General features: G+C 61.0%; 20 protein-coding genes. 18 read left to right on the plus strand and 2 right to left on the minus strand.

Annotation, left to right across the window (positions count from 1 at the left end; genetic code table 11):
- The first annotated feature begins 7 nt into the window (after positions 1-7).
- The 17 genes from O0880_RS19885 to O0880_RS19965 all read left to right on the plus strand — a co-directional run bounded on the left by O0880_RS19885 (position 8) and on the right by O0880_RS19965 (position 20,505).
- Complete coding sequence (locus tag O0880_RS19885; RefSeq protein WP_071325134.1) at positions 8-970, plus strand: VTT domain-containing protein; 963 nt, start codon at positions 8-10, stop codon at positions 968-970.
- 376 nt (positions 971-1,346) lie between these two features.
- Entirely contained in the window at positions 1,347-2,366 is a 1,020-nt protein-coding gene (locus O0880_RS19890; RefSeq protein ID WP_289888337.1) for a glucokinase, read from the plus strand.
- Positions 2,367-2,760: 394 nt separating this feature from the next.
- Positions 2,761-3,549 carry an SMC-Scp complex subunit ScpB gene (scpB, locus tag O0880_RS19895; RefSeq protein WP_071325132.1) on the plus strand — a complete coding sequence of 263 codons (789 nt, stop codon included), beginning with the start codon at positions 2,761-2,763 and terminating at the stop codon, positions 3,547-3,549.
- Positions 3,542-5,608, plus strand: coding sequence for a 23S rRNA pseudouridine(2605) synthase RluB (gene rluB, locus O0880_RS19900; RefSeq protein WP_289888340.1), 2,067 nt, complete (start codon positions 3,542-3,544; stop codon positions 5,606-5,608). The genes scpB and rluB overlap by 8 nt, the downstream gene beginning before the upstream one ends.
- 342 nt (positions 5,609-5,950) lie before the next feature.
- Positions 5,951-6,439: a ribosome maturation factor RimP gene (gene rimP / locus O0880_RS19905; protein WP_071325130.1), complete on the plus strand. Its 489-nt coding sequence runs from the start codon at positions 5,951-5,953 to the stop codon at positions 6,437-6,439.
- Positions 6,436-8,001 carry a transcription termination factor NusA gene (gene nusA / locus O0880_RS19910; RefSeq protein WP_071325129.1) on the plus strand — a complete coding sequence of 522 codons (1,566 nt, stop codon included), beginning with the start codon at positions 6,436-6,438 and terminating at the stop codon, positions 7,999-8,001. Before rimP ends, nusA begins: the two co-directional genes overlap by 4 nt.
- A 46-nt stretch (positions 8,002-8,047) precedes the next feature.
- Entirely contained in the window at positions 8,048-10,915 is a 2,868-nt protein-coding gene (gene infB, locus O0880_RS19915; RefSeq protein ID WP_071325128.1) for a translation initiation factor IF-2, read from the plus strand.
- Positions 10,916-11,031: 116 nt separating this feature from the next.
- Complete coding sequence (gene rbfA / locus O0880_RS19920; protein ID WP_071325127.1) at positions 11,032-11,448, plus strand: 30S ribosome-binding factor RbfA; 417 nt, start codon at positions 11,032-11,034, stop codon at positions 11,446-11,448.
- Between the two features lie 2 nt (positions 11,449-11,450).
- Complete coding sequence (truB, locus tag O0880_RS19925) at positions 11,451-12,386, plus strand: tRNA pseudouridine(55) synthase TruB (RefSeq protein ID WP_289888341.1); 936 nt, start codon at positions 11,451-11,453, stop codon at positions 12,384-12,386.
- 342 nt (positions 12,387-12,728) lie between these two features.
- On the plus strand, positions 12,729-14,561 hold the full coding sequence (typA, locus tag O0880_RS19930; RefSeq protein WP_071325125.1) for a translational GTPase TypA: 1,833 nt from the start codon (positions 12,729-12,731) through the stop codon (positions 14,559-14,561).
- A 118-nt stretch (positions 14,562-14,679) separates the two neighbouring features.
- Positions 14,680-15,675 (plus strand): tRNA dihydrouridine(20/20a) synthase DusA, encoded by a 996-nt coding sequence (gene dusA / locus O0880_RS19935; RefSeq protein ID WP_071325124.1) that lies wholly within the window; start codon positions 14,680-14,682, stop codon positions 15,673-15,675.
- Positions 15,675-16,139, plus strand: a complete 465-nt coding sequence (locus tag O0880_RS19940; RefSeq protein ID WP_289888344.1) for a hypothetical protein — start codon at positions 15,675-15,677, stop codon at positions 16,137-16,139. The genes dusA and O0880_RS19940 overlap by 1 nt, the downstream gene beginning before the upstream one ends.
- 520 nt (positions 16,140-16,659) lie before the next feature.
- Positions 16,660-18,414, plus strand: a complete 1,755-nt coding sequence (locus tag O0880_RS19945; protein WP_289888345.1) for a methyl-accepting chemotaxis protein — start codon at positions 16,660-16,662, stop codon at positions 18,412-18,414.
- A 96-nt stretch (positions 18,415-18,510) separates the two neighbouring features.
- Positions 18,511-18,846: an energy transducer TonB gene (locus O0880_RS19950; protein ID WP_289888346.1), complete on the plus strand. Its 336-nt coding sequence runs from the start codon at positions 18,511-18,513 to the stop codon at positions 18,844-18,846.
- Between the two features lie 35 nt (positions 18,847-18,881).
- Complete coding sequence (locus tag O0880_RS19955; RefSeq protein WP_071326661.1) at positions 18,882-19,229, plus strand: energy transducer TonB; 348 nt, start codon at positions 18,882-18,884, stop codon at positions 19,227-19,229.
- Positions 19,230-19,396: 167 nt separating this feature from the next.
- Positions 19,397-19,969 (plus strand): hypothetical protein, encoded by a 573-nt coding sequence (locus O0880_RS19960; protein WP_289888347.1) that lies wholly within the window; start codon positions 19,397-19,399, stop codon positions 19,967-19,969.
- 152 nt (positions 19,970-20,121) lie between these two features.
- Positions 20,122-20,505, plus strand: a complete 384-nt coding sequence (locus O0880_RS19965; RefSeq protein WP_289888348.1) for a hypothetical protein — start codon at positions 20,122-20,124, stop codon at positions 20,503-20,505.
- A gap of 343 nt (positions 20,506-20,848) precedes the next feature.
- Here O0880_RS19965 and O0880_RS19970 read toward each other — a convergent pair whose 3' ends face one another.
- Positions 20,849-21,298 carry a hypothetical protein gene (locus O0880_RS19970; protein WP_289888349.1) on the minus strand — a complete coding sequence of 150 codons (450 nt, stop codon included), beginning with the start codon at positions 21,296-21,298 and terminating at the stop codon, positions 20,849-20,851.
- Between the two features lie 262 nt (positions 21,299-21,560).
- Positions 21,561-22,220 carry an FxDxF family PEP-CTERM protein gene (locus O0880_RS19975; protein WP_289888350.1) on the minus strand — a complete coding sequence of 220 codons (660 nt, stop codon included), beginning with the start codon at positions 22,218-22,220 and terminating at the stop codon, positions 21,561-21,563.
- A 38-nt stretch (positions 22,221-22,258) separates the two neighbouring features.
- On the opposite strand from O0880_RS19975, the gene O0880_RS19980 reads away from it, so the two are divergent.
- Complete coding sequence (locus O0880_RS19980) at positions 22,259-22,435, plus strand: hypothetical protein (protein WP_289888351.1); 177 nt, start codon at positions 22,259-22,261, stop codon at positions 22,433-22,435.
- Positions 22,436-22,520: the final 85 nt, after the last annotated feature.

Raw genomic sequence — 22,520 nt, forward strand, 5'->3', positions numbered from 1 at the left:
AGCGGCCATGCCCAACCTCATTTACCTGCTCGAACATTACGGTGTCCTGATCGTCTTTGGCATCGTGCTGGTGGAGCAGCTCGGCCTGCCGATTCCCGCCTTCCCCATTCTCGTGGTGGCGGGCGCGCTGGCCGTCGATGGCGACATGAATGGGGCGCTGGTGCTGGCCGCGGCGCTGGGCGCCTGCCTGATCAGCGACTTCACGTGGTTCCGCGCGGGCCGCCATTTCGGCAAGCGCATCCTGCGCCTGCTGTGCCGCATCTCGCTGTCGCCCGATTACTGCGTCAGCCAGACGGAAGACAAGTTCAAGCGCTGGGGCCCGAAAGCCCTGATCGTCTCCAAATTCGTGCCGGGTTTCAATACCGTGGCCGCGCCCATGTCCGGTGCGCTGGGCACGCCGCCGGGACTCTTCTTCCTGTACGCGGGCCTGGGCGCCTTGCTGTGGAGTGGTACGGGCATCGTCGTCGGCGTGATCTTCCATGCCAGCGTGCAGCAAGTGCTCGATTTGCTCAGCACCATGGGCAGCACGGCCCTGCTGGTGCTGGCGACCCTGCTGGGATTGTTCCTGCTGTACAAATTCCTCGAACGCCGGCGTTTCCGCCAGGCCTTGCAGATCGAACGCATCGGCATCGACGAATTGCTGGACTTGATCGAGCAGGGCGAGGACCCGCTGATGGTCGACGCCCGCAGCGCCACGGCGCAGGCGCTGGAGCCGGCCGTGCCGGGTGCCTTGTTCTTCAACGGCAAGGAACCGGTACCAGCCATGATCGCCATGGACAAGGACCGCCACATCATCGTGTATTGCAGCTGTCCTAACGATGTGACGGCCGCGCAAGTGGCCACGCTGCTGCACCAGCACGGCTTCCACCGGGCCAAGCCCCTGCATGGCGGCCTCGATGCCTGGAATGCCGCCTACCGCTCCGATCAGGCCGTACCGGCCAGCCTGCTGGGCGAAGGTTTGCCATCCTGATCCACGCCGCATCCTGCACGCCAGGCCGGCCGTAAAAACCGGTAGTAATAATACGAAAACAGCGTCGCCGGGCCGTCCGGACGGCAGTGCCGCACCTGCGTCGTCGCGTATAAAGCAGCTTTGCGCAAACTCCGGCATACTCTGCTTTCAAGGGGATTCCTGCTGCTGTGCAGCATGCTTTTCGCATGGCTGGCGAGTGCAAGTACTTACTATAAATCATTGTTTGTGAGCAACTTCGACGCTGCCTGTTGCATTTGGAGTGGAACTACCAATAAAGGCTTGTTTTGATGTACTTAAACTACAAACTTTGCTTGCCTCCGGGCGCATTCATCCTTTAAGCTTGGCGTCCCATGCGTCCCACTTCATAATTCAAATCATGAGCGCTTCGTCTTCTCCCGTACTGCCGACTTCCGCCTTCGCCGATGGACCGCGCCTGCTGGCCGACGTGGGCGGCACCAATGCCCGTTTCGCCCTGGAAGTGGCCACCGGCCACATCATCCTGGTGGAAGTGCTGCCTTGCGCCGATTACCCGAGCCTGTCCGCCGCGCTGCAAGCCTACCTGGCCTTGCCGCATGTGGCCGCCGCAGGCGGGCAAGCCGTGCGCCATGCCATGATCGCCATCGCCAACCCCGTCGACGGCGACTTCCTCAGCATGACGAACCACCACTGGTCGTTCTCGATCCGCGCCATGCGCGAAGAGTGCGGTTTCACGACCCTGGACGTGGTCAACGATTTCACGGCCCTGGCGCGCGCGCTGCCGCTGCTGTCGAGCGAGCAAAAGCACCAGATCGGCGCCGGCACGGCGCGTCCGAACACGGCCATCGGCCTGATCGGTGCCGGCACGGGCCTCGGCGTGTCGGGCCTGATTCCGTCGCATGGCGGCTGGATCGCCCTGCAAAGCGAAGGCGGTCATGTGAGCTTCGCGCCGTTCAATCAGACGGAAGTGAGCATCTTGCAATTTGCCTGGCGCGAATACGAGCACGTCTCGGCCGAGCGCCTGATTTCCGGCGACGGCCTGGAACTGATCTACCGCGCCCTGGCCGACCGCGCCGGCGTGCCGGCCGAAGACTTGACGGCGGCGGAAATCACGCGCCGCGCGCTGGCCGGCGAATCCCAGCTGTGCGACGACGTCATCGAGGCGTTCTGCTGCATGCTGGGCACGGTGGCGGGCAACGTCGCCGTGACCCTGGGCGCGCTCGGCGGTATCTATATAGGCGGCGGCATCGTGCCGCGCCTGGGCCAGCGCTTCGACCGCTCCGGTTTCCGCGCCCGCTTCGAGCGCAAGGGCCGCTTTGCCAACTACGTGTCGCAAGTGCCGACGTTTGTCATCACGGCGCAGTACCCAGCTTTCCTGGGTGCATCGGCCATTCTCTCGGAGAAACTCGCCTCCCTGTAAGGCGAAGGGCAGGGCGATGTGTCGCGCCAGGGCCGGGTAAAACGCGTGTTTTGCCCGGTTTTGCGCTTTTCCGCTTTTTATCAGGTACAATTGGCATCGTTGGATGAAACGACGACTGTTGCTCGCCTGCCTGGCTGATGTGCCGCCACAGGGGAAGCAGCTGCTCCGGATATCGTTTCATTGCTGGTTATTTAAGGCCAGCACCATGGATCGCAGGACTTTCACTGCATCCGCAAGTCCCGCTTTGCGCGCATCGGCCAAGGCGTCGGAAACAGCCTCAACTAGTAACCCAGCACGGCGTCATCATCGATGTCTGCCATCTGTTACGTTGAAATGAACGTTTTGATTTCTTTCTCTGCATACGAATTGCAACACACATCCGCACAGAATTGCTATGAATACAATTGAGGCTAAGAAAGTCCTCGAAACCGCATTGCTGTGCGCTCGTGAATCGCTGTCGATCCACAGCTTGAAGAAGCTGTTCGTCGATGCGGACGAGAATGGCCGCGTGCGCGGCGTCGGCGTTGGCGCCGACACGATCAAGCAGCTGCTGGAAGAGTTGCGCGATGAGTGGGAAGGACGCGGCATCGAGATCGTCAGCCTCGCTTCCGGCTGGCGTTTTCAAAGCCGTCCGGAAATGAAGATGTATCTGGACCGCCTGACGCCGGAGCGGCCGCCCAAGTATTCGCGGGCGACGCTGGAAACCCTGGCCATCATCGCCTATCGCCAGCCGGTGACGCGCGGCGATATCGAGGAAATTCGCGGCGTTGCCGTCAATTCGCAGACGATCAAGATGCTGGAAGACCGCGGCTGGGTCGATGCGATCGGCTACCGCGACGTGGTGGGACGGCCGGCCTTGCTGGCCACCACCAAGCAGTTTTTGGATGACCTGGGTTTGCATTCGCTGTCCCAGCTGCCGCCGTTGCAGCAAATCAGTGAAATGCAGGGCAATGGGCTTGAAGCCCTGGAAGCGGCCCTGCAAGAAAATTTTGACAAGGCAACGAATGAAGTTGCCCTACAGCTTGGTGCAGGTAGCAATACGGCTGTGACAGATGTGACAGCAAGCCTTGATGCCGGCCCCGATGCTTCGCCCATGGACGAAGCCTACACTCACGACCCTGCGCCAGAACTAACGGTTGACGCTGCGCCAGGTCAGCACAGCCAAGAAACGAAGAATGAATAATCCGAATACACCCGAGACAGTTACCGCCAGCGACGAAGCCATCGTTGCCAAGCCCAAGCGCCGCACCAAGGCCCAGATCGAAGCCGATACGGCAGCCGCTGCCGCTGCTGGCGACGCCGTTGCCGCCAAGCCGAAGCGCCGCACGAAAGCCGACGTGGCCGCCGATGCGCCCGTCGCTGCCGATGCTGCCGCTGCCGATGCCGCGCCGGCCGCCAAGAAAACCCGCGCCAAGCCAGCCCTGAAGGCCGTGGCCGACGCGGCGGAAGCCGCTGCCGAGGCGGTTGCCGCCCCGGCGCCGCGTCCGCCGCGCGCCCGCGCCGCCGCCAAGGCCGCCGCCGCCGAAGCGGAAGCTGCGCCGGAAGCCGTGGCCGAGAAGCCAGCCGAAGCGCGCCCGACGCGCGGTCCGCGTCAGATGCGTGGCGTGCAAGCCGAGCGCGCGCTGCGCCAGCCGCCGCGTCCGCCTGTTGACAGCGCCGAAGCGCCGCAGGTCGCCGATGCTGCACCGGCCGCGCCCGTCGCCGATGTGTTCGATGCCGAAGGCAATCTCGTGTCCGGCCCGCGCCTGCCGCGCGGTCCGCGCAACGACGTGCCGGGCGCCGGCAAGAATGCCGGCAAGAGCCGTAAAAAGGGCAAGGGCCGCCAGGCCGCGCCAGGCAAGCTCAGCGATGCTGACGCCGTGTTCTCCTTCGTCACCTCCGACGCTTTCGACAGCGAAGAGGGCGGCACGGGCCGCGTGCAAAAAGCCGCCGTGCGCCGCGACCTGACGTCCGACGACGACGCGCCGAAGCTGCACAAGGTGCTGGCCGAAGCCGGCCTCGGTTCGCGCCGCGACATGGAAGACCTGATCATTTCCGGCCGCGTCTCCGTGAATGGCGAGCCAGCCCATATCGGCCAGCGCATCTTGCCGAGCGACCATGTGCGCATCAACGGCAAGCTGATCCAGCGCCGCGTCAGCAAGAAGCCGCCGCGCGTGTTGGTGTATCACAAGCCGGCCGGCGAAATCGTCAGCCATAATGACCCGGACGGCCGCCCATCCGTGTTCGACCGTCTGCCGACCATGAAGGCCGGCAAATGGCTGGCCGTCGGCCGCCTCGACTTCAATACGGAAGGTTTGCTGCTGTTTACCACGTCCGGTGACCTGGCCAACCGCCTGATGCACCCGCGCTACGGCATCGACCGCGAATACGCCGTGCGTACTCTGGGCGAGCTGGAAGAGGGCATGCGCCAGAAGCTGCTGGCCGGCGTCGAGCTGGAAGACGGTCTGGCGCAATTCTCCAAGATCGCCGATGGCGGCGGCGAAGGCATCAACAAGTGGTACCGCGTGGTCATCGGCGAAGGCCGTAACCGCGAAGTGCGCCGCATGTTCGAAGCGATCGGCCTGACCGTTTCGCGCCTGATCCGTACCCGCTACGGCGCCATGACCCTGCCGAGCGGCCTGAAACGCGGCCGCTGGGAAGAGATGGATGAAAACACCGTGCGCGACCTGCTGGCCGCCTACGGCATCGAAAAGAAAATGCCGCCTTCGGGCGATCCCCGTGCCGCCGGCGCCGCCAAGGGCCGCGAAGCACGCAAGGCCAGCCGCGACGATGAGCCGAACGGCAACCGCATCGATGTGAGCAACCGCAACGCCGATCCATTCCCGGTCGCGCCGCGCCGTGGCCAGCCGCAAGGCCAGTTTGCCCGTCCGCAAGGTCAGGGTCGCCCAGGCGGCAGCGGCCGTCCTGGCGAAGCGCGTGGTCCTGGCCGTGGCCAGCCGCAAGGTCCGTTCCAGGGTGGCCAGCCCCGGTCGTCGGCGTCGTTCGAAGGCGCGCCGCAAGGCCAGGGGCGTCCGCCGCGTGCGGCAGGCCAGGGCCGTCCGGCCGGTGGCGGCGAAGGCCGCGCGCCGCAGCGCGGTCCGCGCCAGCCCGATCCGCTGCAAACGGCATTCGGTTTCGCCAACACGGGTCCGCGCCGCAATGCGGGCGGTGCCGGTGGTCAGGCGCGCTCCGGTGGTCAGCCGCGCGGCGGCATGGATCGTGGCGGCATGGATGGCATGCCGCGCCGTCGCAGCAAAGGTTAATTCAGAGGATTGCTTCTCGCGCCCCCGATTATTTGCCCCGGGTGCGCGCTCTTGTAACTGTTGTAAGCCGGGCCGCTCCTCGTGTGCGGCATTGCGGCGAAGTTAATAAGAGGTTATAATCTGCAGCCTAATAAAAGTTCTCCGCAGGGTTGTTTGGTGGGGAGTGCTTTCATCTGGTTGGGGAAATACAAGAAGATGGGCAGATGCCCATTTTTTTTTTGTTGAACCGTTTGTAATGGCTCCGCAAGGGGCCATATATGACTTGTGCGTGTTCTTTTGCATGCCGTCGGCGCTGTTGCAGTGCCGCAATGCTGAAAAACAGGCCTTTTTCTGGAGAATTTCTTGCAGCAGTTGGGATTAATTGAAAAGACAGTCACAGGTCTGGGCTATGAGCTCGTTGATGTCGAACGTGCCGAGCGCGGGCTGCTGCGCGTCTTTATTGATTTCAGCGCCGCCGATGCCGCTGAAAAAGGTCCGATCACGGTCGAAGACTGTGCCACGGTCAGTCACCAGTTATCGCATGTGTTGACGGTAGAGAACGTTCCTTACGAGCGTCTCGAGATTTCTTCCCCGGGTCTCGATCGTCCGGTGCGCAAGCTGGAAGACTTTGTCCGTTTCGCAGGCCAGGAAATCATCGTCAAGCTGAACGTGGCGATGCCGGGTACGAACAACCGGAAATCGTTCCAGGGGATTCTGCAAGAACCCGTGGGCGATAAATTGTCGTTGGAATTTGAAGGTAAGGATGGTCCGGCGATGTTGGAGTTTACGCTCGCCGATGTGGATAAGGCACGCTTGGTGCCGCAGGTGGTTTTTAAGGGACGCAAAGCATGAGCCGCGAAGTTTTATTATTGGTTGACGCGCTGGCGCGCGAAAAAAACGTCGATAAAGATGTCGTCTTCGGCGCCCTCGAATTCGCGTTGGCGCAAGCCACGAAGAAACGGTATGAGGGTGAGGTAGACATCCGCGTTTCGATCGACCGCGAAACGGGCGAATTCGAATCGTTCCGCCGCTGGCACGTGGTGCCCGATGAAGCGGGCCTGCAATTGCCGGATCAGGAGATCCTGCATTTCGAGGCAAAAGAACAGATTCCCGATATCGAAGTCGATGATCACATCGAAGAACCGATCGAATCCGTCGAATTCGGCCGCCGTTTCGCCCAGGATACCAAACAGGTCGTCCTGCAGCGCGTGCGTGACGCCGAGCGCGAACAGATCCTGGTCGACTTCCTGGAACGCGGCGATTCGCTCGTCACCGGCACCATCAAGCGCATGGAACGCGGCGACGCCATCGTCGAGTCGGGCAAGATCGAAGCACGCCTGCCACGCGACCAGATGATCCCGAAAGAGAATCTGCGTATCGGCGACCGTGTGCGTGCCTACATCCTGCGCATCGACCGCAATATGCGCGGCCCGCAAGTGATCCTGTCGCGCACCGCGCCAGAATTCATCATGAAGCTGTTCGAGCTGGAAGTGCCGGAAATCGAGCAAGGCATGCTGGAAATCAAATCGGCAGCCCGCGACGCCGGCGTGCGCGCCAAGATCGCCGTCTACACGGCCGACAAGCGCATCGACCCGATCGGCACCTGTGTCGGCATGCGCGGTTCGCGCGTGCAGGCCGTGACCGGTGAGCTGGGCGGTGAGCGCGTCGACATCGTGCTGTGGTCGGAAGATCCGGCGCAGTTCGTCATCGGCGCCCTGGCGCCGGCGAACGTCTCGTCGATCATGGTCGATGAAGAGAAACACGCGATGGATGTTGTCGTCGATGAAGAAAACCTGGCGATCGCGATCGGCCGCTCCGGCCAGAACGTACGCCTGGCGTCGGAACTGACCGGCTGGAAGATCAACATCATGACGGCCGAAGAATCGGCCGACAAAGCTGCCCAGGAAACGGCTGCCGTGCGCATCCTGTTCATGGAAAAGCTCGATGTCGACCAGGAAGTGGCCGATATTCTGGTGGAAGAAGGTTTCGCCAGTCTGGAAGAAATCGCTTACGTGCCAATTTCCGAAATGCTGGAAATCGAATCGTTTGACGAAGATACCGTCAATGAACTCCGTACCCGTGCGCGTGATGCGCTCGTGACCGAAGCGATCGCTTCGGAAGAGGGTCTGGAAGGCATGGACGAGGCGTTGGTGAGTCTGGAAGGCATGGACCGCGTCACCGCCGGCAAGCTGGGTCTGGCTGGTATCAAGACCGTTGAAGCATTTGCAGCACTGGCATACGACGAATTTGGCGCAATCCTGGCCTTGTCTGCGGACCGTGCGCGTGAACTGATTACAAGTGAATTTAAAGATGTGACCGACGATGAGATGAAGTTGGTTGACTCGAAATACGACGATCGTGCCAAGGCGTTGCAAGCCAAGGCATGGAGTCTGGCCGAATCCGCAAAGGCTTAATTTGAGTATCTTTATCATCTCCGCGACACATAGAAAAGAGGACTGAATGGCGAGTAACAACGTAGCCCAATTTGCCACCGAACTGAAGATGCCTGCAGATTTGCTGCTGACGCAGCTGCGTTCTGCCGGCGTCGAAAAAAGTTCGACGTCAGATCCATTGTCGAAAGATGATAAGGACAAGCTTTTGGATCATCTGCGCCGCACCCATGGCGCAGCGGCTGACACAGAAAAGAAAAAAATCACCGTGACCCGCAAGGAAACGACTGAGATCAAGCAAGCTGACGCAACCGGCAAATCGCGCACCATCCAGGTGGAAGTGCGCAAGAAACGCACCTTCGTCCAGCGTGACGAAGCGGCGCCGGTCGCCGCCGCTGAGCCGGTCGCGCCTGCCGCACCGGTAATCGATCCCGCCGAAGTGGCGCGCCGTGAAGAAGATGCCCGTAAACAGGCAGAACTGATCGCCCGCCAGGAAGCCGATCTGCGCGAAAAGCAAGAACGTCTGGCCAAGCTCGACGCGGAAAAAGAAGCCCAGGCGAAAGCGACGCAACAGGCTGAACTGGCCGCGAAGAAAGAAGCCGAAGCAGAAGCCAAGAAAGCCGCCGCCAAGGCCGCCACCGTGGTTGCTGCCGCTGCCGCCGGCACGCCGGCCGTCGCCGACGACGCTGCTGCGGAAGCGAAAAAAGCCGCTGCCGCTGAAGAAGCGAAGAAAAAAGCCGCCGCCGCTGCTGTTGCCGCCAAGGAAGCCGCCGACAAAGCGGAAGCCACCGAGCGTGCACGCAAGGCTGTTGCCGACGAAGTCGCCCAGATCAAGGCCATGATGAACGCGCCACGCCGCGCCATCAAAGCCCCTGAGCCAGTGCCGGTACCGGTCAAGCCGAAGGCGCCGGAAGGCACGCTGCACAAGCCTGCTGACAAGAAACCTGGCGACAAGCCGGGCGACAAGAAGCCTGTCGTTGCAGACAAGAAATCCATCAAGTCGGCCAATGTGTCGTCCACCTGGTCCGATGACGCGAAAAAACGCGGCACCACCGGTGGTCCCAAGCCACGCGGCAACAGCGGCCCAGGCGGCCGTGACAGCTGGCGCGGTGGCGCGAAGGGCCGTCGCCCGACGCACCATGACGACCGTGAATCGAACTTCCAGGCACCGACGGAAGCCGTCGTCAAGGACGTGCACGTACCGGAAACGATCACCGTGGCCGAACTGGCGCACAAAATGTCCGTCAAGGCATCCGAAGTCATTAAGCATTTGATGAAATTGGGCCAGATGTGCACGATCAACCAGGTGCTGGACCAGGAAACCGCCATGATTCTGGTGGAAGAAATGGGCCACAAGGCGTTCGCCGCCGAACTGGACGATCCGGAAGCGTTGCTGGCCGATGTGGGCGAACACGCGCACTTCGAAACCAAGCCACGCGCACCGGTGGTCACCGTCATGGGTCACGTCGACCATGGCAAGACCTCGCTGCTGGACTATATTCGTCGCGCCAAGGTTGCTTCCGGCGAAGCGGGCGGCATTACGCAGCATATCGGCGCTTACCACGTCGATACGCCACGCGGCATGATCACCTTCCTCGACACCCCGGGTCACGAAGCGTTTACCGCAATGCGTGCCCGTGGCGCCAAGGCAACCGACATCGTTATTCTGGTGGTTGCCGCCGACGATGGCGTGATGCCGCAAACGAAAGAAGCGATTGCCCATGCGAAAGCAGCCGGCGTGCCGCTGGTGGTGGCGATCAACAAGGTCGACAAACCGGGTGGCAACGTGGACCGCGTGACGCAGGAACTGGTTGCCGAACAAGTCGTGCCGGAAGAATACGGTGGCGAATCGCCATTCGTGCCGGTCTCGGCCAAAACGGGCCAGGGCATCGACGATCTGCTGGAACAAGTGCTGTTGCAAGCCGAAGTGCTGGAATTGACGGCACCGGTCGATGCGCCTGCGCGCGGCCTGGTTGTCGAGGCGCGTCTGGACAAGGGCCGTGGTCCTGTCGCGACGATCCTGGTGCAGTCCGGTACCCTGAAGCGCGGCGACGTGATTCTGGCTGGCTCGTCGTATGGCCGTGTTCGCGCCATGCTGGACGAGAACGGCAAGGCCATCGCTGAAGCGGGTCCTTCGATTCCGGTCGAAATCCAGGGTCTGACGGAAGTGCCGGTCGCCGGTGAAGAAGTCGTCGTCATGGCGGACGAGCGCAAGGCGCGTGAAATTGGTCTGTTCCGTCAAGGTAAGTTCCGTGACGTGAAACTGGCCAAGCAACAAGCCGCGAAACTGGAAAACATGTTCGACCAGATGGCCGAAGGCGAAGTCAAAAACTTGCCATTGATCATCAAAACCGACGTGCAAGGTTCGCAGGAAGCGCTGGTTGGTTCCTTGCAGAAACTGTCGACCTCCGAAGTGCGCGTACAAGTGGTACACGCGGCTGTCGGTGGCATCACGGAATCGGACGTCAACCTGGCAGTCGCCTCGAAAGCGGTCATCATCGGCTTCAACGCCCGTGCTGATGCCCAGGCACGCAAGCTGGCCGAGTCGAATGGCGTGGACATTCGCTACTACAACATCATTTACGATGCGATCGACGAGATCAAATCGGCGTTGTCGGGCATGTTGGCACCAGAGAAACGCGAAACCGTCATCGGCCAGGTCGAGATCCGCCAGGTTATCCTGGTCTCGAAAGTGGGCGCGATTGCCGGTTGCCTGGTCACCGATGGCGTGGTCAAGCGTGCTTCTTCCGTCCGCCTGTTGCGCAACAACATCGTGGTCTGGAGCGGCGAGATCGACTCCCTGAAGCGTTTCAAGGACGATGCGAAAGAAGTTCGCGCCGGTCTGGAGTGCGGCCTGTCGCTGAAGAACTACAACGACATTCAGGTTGGCGACACACTGGAAGTATTCGAAGTCCAGGAAATCGCTCGTACCCTGTAATCACAGCAGTAATGGCGCGGACATATCGTTGTCCGCGCAAACACGTGGGGCGCATTGGTCAACGGGCAACCGTTTGACCCATGCGCCCTGCGGCACTTAGGACAGCACTTACTATCATGGCTAAACATAGCAAAACCATGCCGGCGCGCGGCTTGCGCGTGGCAGACCAGATCCAGCGCGATCTGGCTGAAATCATCGCCTACGAACTGAAAGACCCCCGTGTCGGCACGATGATCACCGTCACCGAAGTGCAGATCACGCCCGACTACGCACACGCCAAGGTGTTTTTCACGATGTTGAAAGACAGCAAGGAAGCCATCAAGAACACCACCGAAGGCCTGATGGCCGCCGCTGGCTTCATCCGTGGCTTGCTGGGCAAGCGCCTGCATATCCACACCCTGCCGATGCTGCATTTCGTGCACGACAGCTCGACCTCGCGCGGCATGGAAATGTCCTTGCTGATCGACAAGGCGAACGCCACGCGCGCGGCCGATGCCGAGCCGGACGTCAAACCAGAAGCGGACGAGCAATAACAGTGGCCGGTCCGAAGAAACCGCCCGGCATCAAGCGGGTGCGCGACTTGGTCGATGGCGTCTTGCTGCTCGATAAGCCTGTCGGCTGGTCCAGCAACGATGCCCTGATCAAGGCCAAGCGCGTGCTGAACGCGAAGAAGGCGGGCCATACGGGCACGCTGGACCCATTTGCCACGGGCTTGTTGCCGCTGTGCTTTGGCGAGGCGACCAAGTTCTCGCAGGATTTGCTGGAAGCCGATAAAACCTACGAAACCCTGGTGCACCTGGGGCAGACGACGGATACGGGCGACACCGAGGGCGCGGTGCTGGAAACGCGCGACGTCAACGTCAGTCAGGAGCAGATCGAGGCCGTGCTGGCGCGGTTCCGCGGGCCGATCTTGCAGACGCCGCCCATGTACTCGGCCTTGAAAAGAGACGGCAAGCCCTTATATGAGTATGCAAGGGCAGGCATCACCCTGGAGCGCGAAGCGCGCCCGGTGACCATTCACAAGCTCGAATTCCTCGGCTACGAAGCCCCGTTCCTGAAATTGTCCGTGATGTGCAGCAAGGGCACGTATATCCGCGTGCTGGGCGAAGACATCGGCCATGCGCTCGGCTGCGGCGCCCATCTGAACGCCTTGCGCCGCACGCAAGTGGGCAGTTTGACCCTGGACGGCGTCGTCACGCTCGACGAACTGACGGCGCATGCCGCTCCGTTGAGCTTGCTGGCGCCCGTCGATGCCTTGCTGTCGAGCTTTCCCGCCGTGCAGCTGACGGAAGAATTGGCCAAGCGCTTCCTGCATGGCCAGCGCATCGCGCTGGGCAAGGAAGACGTCGCCGTGCCAGCCGAACCGGGCCGGGTACGCGTGTACCACGACAGCAAGCTGCTGGGCACGGGCCAGTTGCAGGAGTACAGCATCCTGGCGCCGGAGCGTCTGATCGCCACGGCGCATCAGTGAACACCTGAGCAAACCTGCTGCGCGTCGTGATTTGCGACCTGCGAGGCTCACTGTGCATGCGCACGGCTGCGCTTCTTGGCCACAACTCACTTCCGCTCGCGATGGTTTTGTCCGGTGCCGTCAAGTCATAGGTAAGTCATGGTCAAGTCATATTGATCAGCGACACTGCTAACCCGGTGTCGCATTTTTAAACAATCCGTCCCCGACTGCGGGAGCCGCCAGCATTTTTAGATAGCGTTGCAACGCAACATGCTATACTACGCGGTTCCGGAAATAGATTAGCATTCGGGTATCTCGTACACCTTGTACGCACTCCGCAGTTTTTCAGTAACTACTACGACCATGTCAAATACAAAACGCGCAATTCGTAATATCGCCATTATCGCCCACGTTGACCACGGCAAAACCACCCTCGTGGATCAGCTGCTGCGTCAGTCCGGCACCTTCCGTGAAAACCAAGCGGTCGACACCCGAGTCATGGACTCGAACGACCTGGAAAAGGAGCGCGGCATTACGATTCTGTCGAAGAACTGCGCCGTTGAGTACGAAGGCACCCACATCAACATCGTCGACACCCCAGGTCACGCCGACTTCGGCGGCGAAGTGGAACGTGTTCTGTCGATGGTGGACTCGGTTCTGCTGCTGATCGATGCACAAGAAGGCCCGATGCCGCAAACCCGTTTTGTCACGCGCAAGGCGCTGGCACTGGGTCTGAAGCCTATCGTCATCGTCAACAAGATCGACCGTCCAGGCGCACGTCCGGACTGGGCCATCAACCAGACGTTCGAACTGTTCGACAAGCTGGGCGCGACCGACGAACAACTGGATTTCCCCATCATTTACGCTTCGGGCCTGAACGGCTATGCCGGCCTGACCGAAGACGTGCGCGGCGGCGACATGAAGCCGATGTTTGACGCCATCCTGGAACACGTTCCAGTACGCGACGACAATCCGGAAGGCCCGCTGCAAATGCAGATCACCTCGCTCGACTACTCGTCGTACGTGGGCAAGATCGGCATTGGCCGCGTCAACCGCGGTACCGTCAAGGTTGGTCAGGACGTGCTGGTCATCAATGGCCCAGGCGCTACCCCGATCAAGGGCCGCATCAACCAGGTGCTGAACTTCAAGGGCCTGGAGCGCGTGCTGGTGGACGAAGCCGTTGCCGGCGACATCTGCCTGATCAACGGTATCGACGAAATCGGCATCGGTTCGACCCTGTGCGCACTGGACACGCCTGAAGCGCTGCCAATGCTGACCGTCGACGAGCCGACCCTGACCATGAACTTCATGGTCAACAACTCGCCACTGGCTGGCCGCGAAGGCAAGTTCGTTACCTCGCGTCAACTGCGTGACCGTCTGGAAAAAGAATTGAAAGCCAACGTTGCTCTGCGCGTGGCGCCAACCGACGACGACACGATCTTCGAAGTATCGGGCCGCGGCGAGCTGCACCTGACGATTCTGATCGAAAACATGCGTCGCGAAGGCTTCGAGCTGGCCGTTTCGCGTCCACGCGTGGTGTTCAAGATGGTCGATGGCGTGCGCCACGAGCCGTTTGAAAACCTGTCGGTCGACGTGGAAGAAGCCAACCAGGGCGGCGTCATGGAGGAACTGGGCCGTCGTCGCGGCGACCTGCAAAACATGGAATCGGATGGCAAGGGCCGCGTGCGTCTCGAGTACCTGATCCCGGCGCGTGGCCTGATCGGCTTCCAGGGCGAATTCATGACCCTGACCCGCGGTACCGGCCTGATGAGCCACGTATTCCACGAATACGCGCCAGTCGACAACACCCGTGGCGAAATGGCTGGCCGTCGCAACGGCGTGCTGATTTCGCAGGACGACGGCGCCGCTGTTGCCTACGCGATCTGGAAACTGCAAGACCGCGGCCGCATGTTCGTGTCGCACAATGACCCGGTCTACGAAGGCATGGTCATCGGCATCCACTCGCGCGACAACGACCTGGTCGTCAACCCGATCAAGGGCAAGCAGCTGACCAACGTGCGTTCGTCGGGTACCGACGAAGCGGTGCGCCTGGTACCGCCAATTCAGATGTCGCTGGAATACGCAGTCGAATTCATCGAGGACGACGAACTGGTGGAAATCACGCCTAAATCGATCCGCCTGCGCAAGCGCTTCCTGAAAGAGCACGAGCGTAAAAAAGCGTCGCGTGACGCGTAATATGTTGTAGAGCATGGCCCGCGGGCCATGCCGCTTCCGGCCCGCTGCGCCGCGTCACCGTCACTGGTGAGGCGCGCAGCGGGTTTGTCATTTGCAGTCCCTGTTTTTTGTAGACACCATGACTTCCTCCTCTTTGCCTTCCCGCCGCCTGTCCGTCGCCCCGATGATGGACTGGACCGACCGCCATTGCCGCAAGTTCCACCGCGAAATCACGCGCCACACCTGGCTCTACACCGAGATGGTGACGACCGGCGCGCTCGTCTACGGCGACGTGGAGCGCCATTTGCGCTTCAACGAGGAAGAGCATCCGGTGGCGCTGCAGCTGGGCGGCAGCGATCCGAAGGACCTGGCCACCAGCGCCAAACTGGGTGAGCAGTGGGGCTATGACGAGGTCAACCTGAACTGCGGCTGCCCGTCCGAGCGCGTGCAGAAGGGCGCGTTTGGCGCCTGCCTGATGGCCGAGCCGCAACTGGTGGCCGACTGCGTGAAAGCCATGCGCGACGTGGTCGATATCGACGTCACGGTGAAACACCGCATCGGCATCGATGACAGCGAGTCGTATGACTTCGTGCGCGACTTCGTCGGCACCGTGGCCGACGCCGGCTGCAAGACGTTTATCGTGCATGCGCGCAACGCCATCCTGAAAGGCCTGAGCCCGAAGGAAAACCGCGAAGTGCCGCCCCTCAAGTATGACTATGCCTACCGCTTGAAGCGTGATTTTCCGCAATTCGAGTTCATTATCAATGGCGGCATCAAGACCCTGGACGAGATCGACCTGCACCTGCAGCATCTCGACGGCGTGATGCTGGGCCGCGAGGCTTACCACAACCCCTACGTGATGGCGCAGTTCGACCAGCGCTATTACGGTGACGAGTCGCCCGTGAAGACGCGCGAGCAGGTGCTCGAAGCGATGATTCCGTACATCAGTGCGCAGCTGGAGAAGGAAGCGGGGCGCTTGAAGCTGAACAGCGTCACGCGCCACATGCTGGGCCTGATGCAAAACCTGCCCGGCGCGCGCGGTTTCCGCCAGACCTTGTCCGATTCGAAGAAGCTTGCTTCGGGCGACCCGCGCTTGCTGCTGGAAGCGGCGGCGCGCCTGTCGTTGCCGGCCTGATGCGCGGCGACGGCCACGGCCATGCGCAGCAGCTGCATGGCTACCTGCAAGCCGTCAGCGCGCTGAAGGATGACGGCAGCGCCTTTCTTTGCGAGTATCTGGGAGCCGTCGCGCCGCCGGCCGCATTCGATGCGCTGTGCCGCGCGCTGCAGGTGGCGCCCGATGGCTTGCGCCTGCAGCCGATCGAGATGGTGGCGTGCAGCGGCGCCTTGTGCACGCCGCGCCAGTGGCTGCTCGAGCGCCTGCGACCGATAAGCGAGGCGGAGCGCCAGCCGCTCGACGCCCGCTTATATGACGGTTTCGAGGGCGAACTGCTTGAATTGTTCGGTAGCGAGCCGCACTGGTATCAACTGGTATCGTCGGGCCAGCGCAGCCTGGCTGCTCAATTGGGCGCCATCTGGAGCGTCTTTGTCTTTGGCGTGGACGGCCACGCCTATGTCATGCATTGCAGTTGGGACAGCTGATCCAACTTGTCTAGACCGGTGCCCCGGCGCACTGGTATTGTCCGTACTCCCCCTTCCTCTGAGTCGCCCTTCCAGAACGATGTCATATGGTTATGCCATGTGTTGTAAATGCGCTGTTTCGGCGCACGCCCGCACTGCCATGGGGCATTTCTAGAAGGCAAGAAACGGCTTTGTTGCCATTTCCCCGAAGAAAGTTAATCTGCAATTTATTCAGGCACTTATTGCTTGCTTTGAGGCAAAATTTACACCTATAATTGATTATAGACAAATATTTCTCATATGAATGTTTGATGTTGATCTCACCATCAACAGTGTAAAAACAGCAGTGTGTGGAACAAATTTGCATGCGCAGTCACCGCTTGTTTCAGGGCAGCTGCAGACCAGGAAGTACCCCAGGCTGCGTGCGGCCGGATACCACCAGCTGACCAATCGGCAGCGGCGGAAACCGGCGTCCCGCAGCCTTCGTCTTGTCGTGCCGGGCAAAAATTCTTATCAATAGTTTCATTTACGAAGAGCCGAAATGAATTTAGCAAAAATGAAGGTTGGTACTCGCCTGGGCCTGGGATTCGCCCTGGTACTGGTTCTGCTGGTGGCCGTGACCGTCCTCGGCATCGCGCGCATGGCGCAAATCCAGGAACGTCTCGATCATGTGATCAATGTCAACAATGTCGTCACCCGCCTGGTGATCGATATGCGTGGCAACGTCAGCGACCGCATCACCTCGCTGCGCATCCTGACCCTGATGACGGACGCAAGCGATATGGAGCCGGAAATGGCGCGTATCAAGACGCAAACGAATACCTATCAGGAAACGCAGAAAAAGCTCGAAGAGAAATTCGCCATCGAGTCGACGCCTGAGGAAAAAACCTTGCTGGCCTCGATCAAGGAATACGAGGCGGCCGCCATGCCGGCCATCGCCAAGGCATCCGCGCTGTGGATGGCCAACGATGCGGAAGGCGCCACGCGCGTGATGATCAAGGAAATCCGTCCCGTGCAGAAAAAATGGATGGAAGCGCTGGAGCAGCTGGCCACGCTGGAAGACAAGTTGAACGAGCAGATGCAATCGGATGCCCGCAAGGCCTTCGACAGCGCGCGCCTGTTCATGATCATCCTCGGCGTACTGGCCGTGGCGATGGGCGTGGCGGCGGCGCTGGTGATCACCCGCGGCTTGCTGAAGCAGCTGGGCGGCGAACCTGACTACACGGCGTCGATCGCCGGCAGCATCGCCAATGGCGACCTGTCGATCGGCATCCATACGCAGCCATCGGACAATTCCAGCCTGCTGGCGGAAATGAAGGAAATGCGCAACAGCCTGGTGGGCATCGTCGGCCAGGTGCGCGTCGGCACGGAAACCATCGGCACGGCCTCGCGCGAGATTGCCGACGGCAATATCGACCTGTCGTCGCGGACGGAAATGCAGGCCAGCGCGCTGGAAAAAACCGCGTCGGCCATGGAAGAGCTGACCTCGACCGTGAAACAGAATGCCGACAATGCGCGGGAAGCCAACAAGCTGGCTGCCACCGCATCGGACGTGGCGCTGAAGGGCGGCTCCGTCGTTTCGCAAGTGGTCGATACCATGAGCTCGATCAATGAGTCGGCGAAGAAAATCGTCGACATCATCGGCGTGATCGATGGCATCGCCTTCCAGACCAACATCCTGGCGCTGAACGCGGCCGTGGAAGCTGCGCGTGCCGGCGAGCAAGGCCGTGGCTTTGCCGTGGTGGCGTCGGAAGTGCGCAACCTGGCCCAGCGTTCCGCTGGCGCCGCGAAAGAAATCAAGATCCTCATCGACGATTCGGCCGAGAAGACGGAACGCGGCACGCGCCTGGTTGGCCAGGCCGGCGTGACGATGGGTGAAGTGGTCGACAGCGTGCGCCGCGTCACCGACATCATGAGCGAGATCGCCAGCGCCAGCCAGGAGCAGAGCGCCGGCATCGAACAGGTCAACCTGTCGATCATCGAGATGGATGGCATGACACAGCAAAATGCGGCCCTGGTGGAACAGGCGGCCGCCGCCGCGCAAAGCCTGCAAGACCAGGCGGCCGAACTGGCCCATGTGGTCAGCATCTTCAAGCTGGTCGAAGGCGAAGAAAAAGCCCCGGCGTACGTGCCCGCGCCCGCCGTGGCCGCACCGGCCGCCGCGCGCAAGCCGGCGCCGGCATTGCGTCCGGTCAAGTCGCTGGCCCGCAAGGCGGAAGCGGCCGCACCCGTGGCCGCCCCGGCGCCACGCAAGGCGGCTGCATCCAGCAGCAATGACGAGTGGGAAGAGTTTTAAGGCAGGTGGTGGTAGATCCAGGGGCTGCGCACGGCAACGCGTGCAGCCGGTTTTACGATTTTGTTTAACGTTGTTGAAAAGTGTAAAAGTGTAACTATGAATAAGCGTAGTGTTATCGCAGCTGTACTCCTCTCCGGCGTGAGCGCCACCGTCCTGGCCGCCGAAGTGCCGGCGACCTTCGATGCCAAAAACTGCAAGGCGGAATACCCGAAGGCGTCCCTGATCAATGAAGAGCAGGGAGATGTCACGATGTCGTTCCTGGTGGCCGCCGACGGCAAGGTCGTCGATTCCAAGGTGGAGAAATCCAGCGGTTTCCGCAACCTGGACAAGGCGGCCATCAAGGCCATTTCCGCCTGCAAGTTCAAGCCGGGCACCAAGGATGGCAGCGTGGCGCAGACCTGGACCAAGGTCGACTACGCCTGGAAGCTGTGAACTCTGTCTGATTCTGATCTATTATGGGGAAGCAAATGTCTAAAAGTATGCGTTATGTGAGTGTTGCAGCAGCCTTGCTGGTTTCCGTCTCTTCCGCGGCATTTGCGGCCGAGGTGCCGGCGTCGTTCGATGCCAAGACCTGCAAGGCCGATTATCCGAAAGCCTCGCTGATGAACGAGGAGCAGGGTACGGTCTCCATGTCCTTCCTCGTCAATGCCGATGGTACTGTTGCCGATTCGAAAGTCGACAAGAGCAGCGGCTTCAAGAACCTGGACAAGGCTGCCATCAAGGCCTTGTCCGCGTGCAAGTTCAAGCCGGGCACCAAGGACGGCGCTGCGGCGCAAACCTGGACCAAGGTCGATTACGCCTGGAAGCTGGACTGATCCTGGCCTAGCCGGGAGCCTGGCTCCCGGACTTTGCTTCACCCATGACGGGCAGCGCTTGCGAAGGCGCTGCCCGTACTGTTATGTGCGCCACCCCACGGCGGCGCCGTCCCCATTCTGTTACCCTCGAAGCATACCTTCGGGCTCCCCCATCAAAGAGGCCTACCATGCAGCGCATCCTGACACTTTCCACCGTTGCCGCCAGCGCCATGCTGTTGTCCGCCTGCGCCGCGCTGGGCACGCCCACCGGCTTGCAGCCGGGACAGACGGTGGCCGTCGTCAATAGCCTGAGCTGGGAGAATCCCCTGACCGGCAAGCGCGACGGCGTGCGCACGAGCTGGCCCATCAAGGATGGCAAGATTGCTGCCGAGTATTTTCCGCTGGCGCAATTGAAACGCTGCGAGGCCGCTGGCCAGGCTTGCGCCTGGGGCGTGATGCGGGCACAGCGCAGTGCGCCCGTGCTGGCGTATGCGGATGGCGGCGTCGACGTGACGCTGACCGTCTCCATCGAGGTGGCGCGGCGCCAGGAAGCGCGCCAGGGCGAGGTGCAAACGGCCATGGCCATTCCGCAGGACGTGGCGGCGCTGGCCGGCAAGCAACAGGTGCAGCCCAGCTGGAAATTGAAATATGGCAAGGTCGAGCAAGTCGACCTCGATTACGGCGTGCGCTACCAGGTCTGCGTGCAGCGCTACGATGCGGCGGGCAAGGTGATCGATACGTGCGCTATTCCATTTATTTGAGGAATCATGCGGCATGGGCCGGCTGTGGCGGCTTTGCCACATTCCATGTTGCGGCGTGCTTCGGGGTGTAACAATCGGTAAAAGGGCAGCAAAGTGCCTCATTATTTCTTATAGTACTTAATTAAGTAGTGGTACATATCAGGAGAATTGCGATGAAAACCCTGTTGGCAGTAATTTCACTGGCCGCCCTGGGTGGCTGCGCCGTGGCCCCGCCCGGTCCCGCCTATTACGGCACGCGCGCGCCGCAGGGGGCGTATAACCCGTACGAGTGGCATACCGTGTCGTCCGAGCCGGTGCAGGCCGGCCGCGTCATCAGCGAGCCGCGCGTCGAATATACGAATGAGCCAGTGTATGTGCAGCAACAGCCGGTCTATGTGCAGCAGCCCGTGTATGTGCCGGCACCCTTGTATGCGCCGCAACCGTATTATTACAACCCGCCCGTGTCGATCGGGCTGGACTTCGTGTTTGGCTTTGGGCGCTACGGTGGACACCGCGGCGGCTGGGGCGGGCATGGCCGCTACCACGGCCGACGTTAGTCACATCGCAGCAAATTGACTGCAGCTTGGGGGCAGCGGGCGGGAACGTCCCTTGCCCTCGGCTGCGTGTTTGCCTGGAGATGAAATCAGTGGAAATACACGGCCGTCTGGTGCAGCACGTCCGCCGAGCACAGGATATACATCGCCGCCGCTGCCAGACCTATTTGCAAGGCGCCAAAGCTGATCGGGATGAGGCGGGACATGTCGTACTCCTGAGTAGTATGAGGTGTGTTGGTATGCTTTCATCATAGGATGAGTTGATGCTTAAGGGCATCAGATGACTGTCCGACACTTTGTAGGACAATGCCTCGTCGCTGGCGCCACGCCTCGTTCTCCGGCCGATTCAGCGATTCTTCCAGCGCACCACGGACTCTTCCGGCGCCGTGTCCAGCACGTTCGACATGGCCAGCCATTGCGTCAGGCGTTCCGGGTGCTTGATATTGATGCCCATGCCATCGATGATGCCCACCTGTTCCAGCATGCGCGCATCGATCTTCGCCTTCGACACCGTGGGCGCGCCCATGACCATGCGGTCATACGCCTTGCGCGCCTTGTGTTCCCACTTGTGCAGATTGCTCTCGTCGAAGCGGTTGGCCTCGAAATACACGGTCAGGGTGCCGTCGAGGTTGCCGAAGCCGACGATGCCAGCGCCCTTGCGGATGGTGGTCGTGTTGTCGATGTCAAATTCCGCCGTGGGCACGAAAATGCCGGCGCGGCCATCGACATCGGGCCTGCCCACGGGGGTTTCCTTGCCGTAGGAACTCGTTTCAGTGATGGATTTTTCTTCAGACATGGTGCGTGCTTGGTGGCGGTGCCAGGAGCGGAAACGCACCCGGCCTCGCCAGCCATCCTGTTCAATAAATGCGTGCTGGTGATCAGGGCGGGGTGGCGGCCCTGGCGGAGCGATGCTGGGCATTGCTTGATCTACGTCATGCTATTGTAGTCGCAATTTAATTCTTTTGGGCAACATTTCATGAAACTTTATATGCGTCTGCAGGCGTGAAAAAGCCGCCCGGCTTTGCAGCGGGGCGGCTTTGCCGGCGTGGCGATCAGGTTCAGGCGGCAGGCTTGCGGCGCGCCATGAAGCCCAGCAAGCCCAGGCCCAGCAGCATCATGGCGTAGGTTTCCGGTTCCGGCACGGCGGCCATCACGGAGACGTTGTCCAGGTAGGAACCGTACGTGGGCGCGGAGACGGGGCCGATCGATTCGAAGCGCAGCACCGTCGAGTTGCCGAGCGCCGTCAGGTTCTGGCTGTAGCTTTGCCAGACGCCGCCCGTGTTGCCGACCAGGGCCGTGGGTGTCAGCAGGGTGGAACCCCAGTAGACATTCATCAGGCTGTTTGCGCCGCCCGGCGTGTCGGGACGGCCCGAGTAGGCAAACGACAGCGCATACGTGCCGCCAGCCGTGGTGGCGATCGTTTGCGACAGCGACGACAGGCTTTCGGTATTGAGTTCCAGATATTGCGTGCCGTCGGCGGCAACGGGGTTGAAGCCGCTCAGGCCGCCTTGCGTGGCGCCTTTCTGGATTTCAAAAGCCGTGTTGCCGCTGACGGACGAGGTCCAGCCCGTGACGGCGCTCAACTGCGCGTAGGGCGAGCCAATGACGTTGCTTTCAAAACTGCCGTTGACCACCAGTTCGGTCGCGGCGTTGGCGGCGCCAGCGGTGGCCAGGGCGGCCAGTGCGGCGATCGTGAAGAGAGTGGCAGGCTTTTTCATGTGTTATCCGTTGATTAAAAGTTAATTTGATTTCCTAAATGACATTTAAAGAATATCACCAAAACTCACACAAAGAACAAGCGCTCGATAAAAATAAATGCAATTGTGAAATCATTTATATCCTTGCGGCAATTGATTTCCATGATGAATTAATTGCAATGCCACCCCAAGGCGAAGCGCGCCCTGGCGCTGCTTGCACCAGAGTATTTTTGTGACATCGCGGGTGTAAAAAAACCTGCATCGTTACAACAGCGAGGCAGGTTTCTTCATGCGGCAAGCGTGCGCGGCAGCATATCGAGT

Origin of the sequence: Janthinobacterium sp. SUN118, from assembly GCF_030397695.1 — a bacterium.
In the GTDB taxonomy this organism is placed as follows: Bacteria; Pseudomonadota; Gammaproteobacteria; order Burkholderiales; family Burkholderiaceae_D; genus Janthinobacterium.

What these genes read in the sequence shown, in the direction of transcription:
- O0880_RS19885 (WP_071325134.1), top strand. Translation starts at nt 8, where the DNA reads ATGCCCAACCTCATTTACCTGCTCGAACATTACGGTGTCCTGATCGTC.
- O0880_RS19890 (WP_289888337.1), top strand. Translation starts at nt 1,347, where the DNA reads ATGAGCGCTTCGTCTTCTCCCGTACTGCCGACTTCCGCCTTCGCCGAT.
- scpB (WP_071325132.1), top strand. Translation starts at nt 2,761, where the DNA reads ATGAATACAATTGAGGCTAAGAAAGTCCTCGAAACCGCATTGCTGTGC.
- rluB (WP_289888340.1), top strand. Translation starts at nt 3,542, where the DNA reads ATGAATAATCCGAATACACCCGAGACAGTTACCGCCAGCGACGAAGCC.
- nusA (WP_071325129.1), top strand. Translation starts at nt 6,436, where the DNA reads ATGAGCCGCGAAGTTTTATTATTGGTTGACGCGCTGGCGCGCGAAAAA.
- infB (WP_071325128.1), top strand. Translation starts at nt 8,048, where the DNA reads ATGGCGAGTAACAACGTAGCCCAATTTGCCACCGAACTGAAGATGCCT.
- rbfA (WP_071325127.1), top strand. Translation starts at nt 11,032, where the DNA reads ATGGCTAAACATAGCAAAACCATGCCGGCGCGCGGCTTGCGCGTGGCA.
- typA (WP_071325125.1), top strand. Translation starts at nt 12,729, where the DNA reads ATGTCAAATACAAAACGCGCAATTCGTAATATCGCCATTATCGCCCAC.
- dusA (WP_071325124.1), top strand. Translation starts at nt 14,680, where the DNA reads ATGACTTCCTCCTCTTTGCCTTCCCGCCGCCTGTCCGTCGCCCCGATG.
- O0880_RS19940 (WP_289888344.1), top strand. Translation starts at nt 15,675, where the DNA reads ATGCGCGGCGACGGCCACGGCCATGCGCAGCAGCTGCATGGCTACCTG.
- O0880_RS19945 (WP_289888345.1), top strand. Translation starts at nt 16,660, where the DNA reads ATGAATTTAGCAAAAATGAAGGTTGGTACTCGCCTGGGCCTGGGATTC.
- O0880_RS19950 (WP_289888346.1), top strand. Translation starts at nt 18,511, where the DNA reads ATGAATAAGCGTAGTGTTATCGCAGCTGTACTCCTCTCCGGCGTGAGC.
- O0880_RS19955 (WP_071326661.1), top strand. Translation starts at nt 18,882, where the DNA reads ATGTCTAAAAGTATGCGTTATGTGAGTGTTGCAGCAGCCTTGCTGGTT.
- O0880_RS19960 (WP_289888347.1), top strand. Translation starts at nt 19,397, where the DNA reads ATGCAGCGCATCCTGACACTTTCCACCGTTGCCGCCAGCGCCATGCTG.
- O0880_RS19965 (WP_289888348.1), top strand. Translation starts at nt 20,122, where the DNA reads ATGAAAACCCTGTTGGCAGTAATTTCACTGGCCGCCCTGGGTGGCTGC.
- O0880_RS19970 (WP_289888349.1), bottom strand. Translation starts at nt 21,298, where the DNA reads ATGTCTGAAGAAAAATCCATCACTGAAACGAGTTCCTACGGCAAGGAA.
- O0880_RS19975 (WP_289888350.1), bottom strand. Translation starts at nt 22,220, where the DNA reads ATGAAAAAGCCTGCCACTCTCTTCACGATCGCCGCACTGGCCGCCCTG.
- O0880_RS19980 (WP_289888351.1), top strand. Translation starts at nt 22,259, where the DNA reads ATGACATTTAAAGAATATCACCAAAACTCACACAAAGAACAAGCGCTC.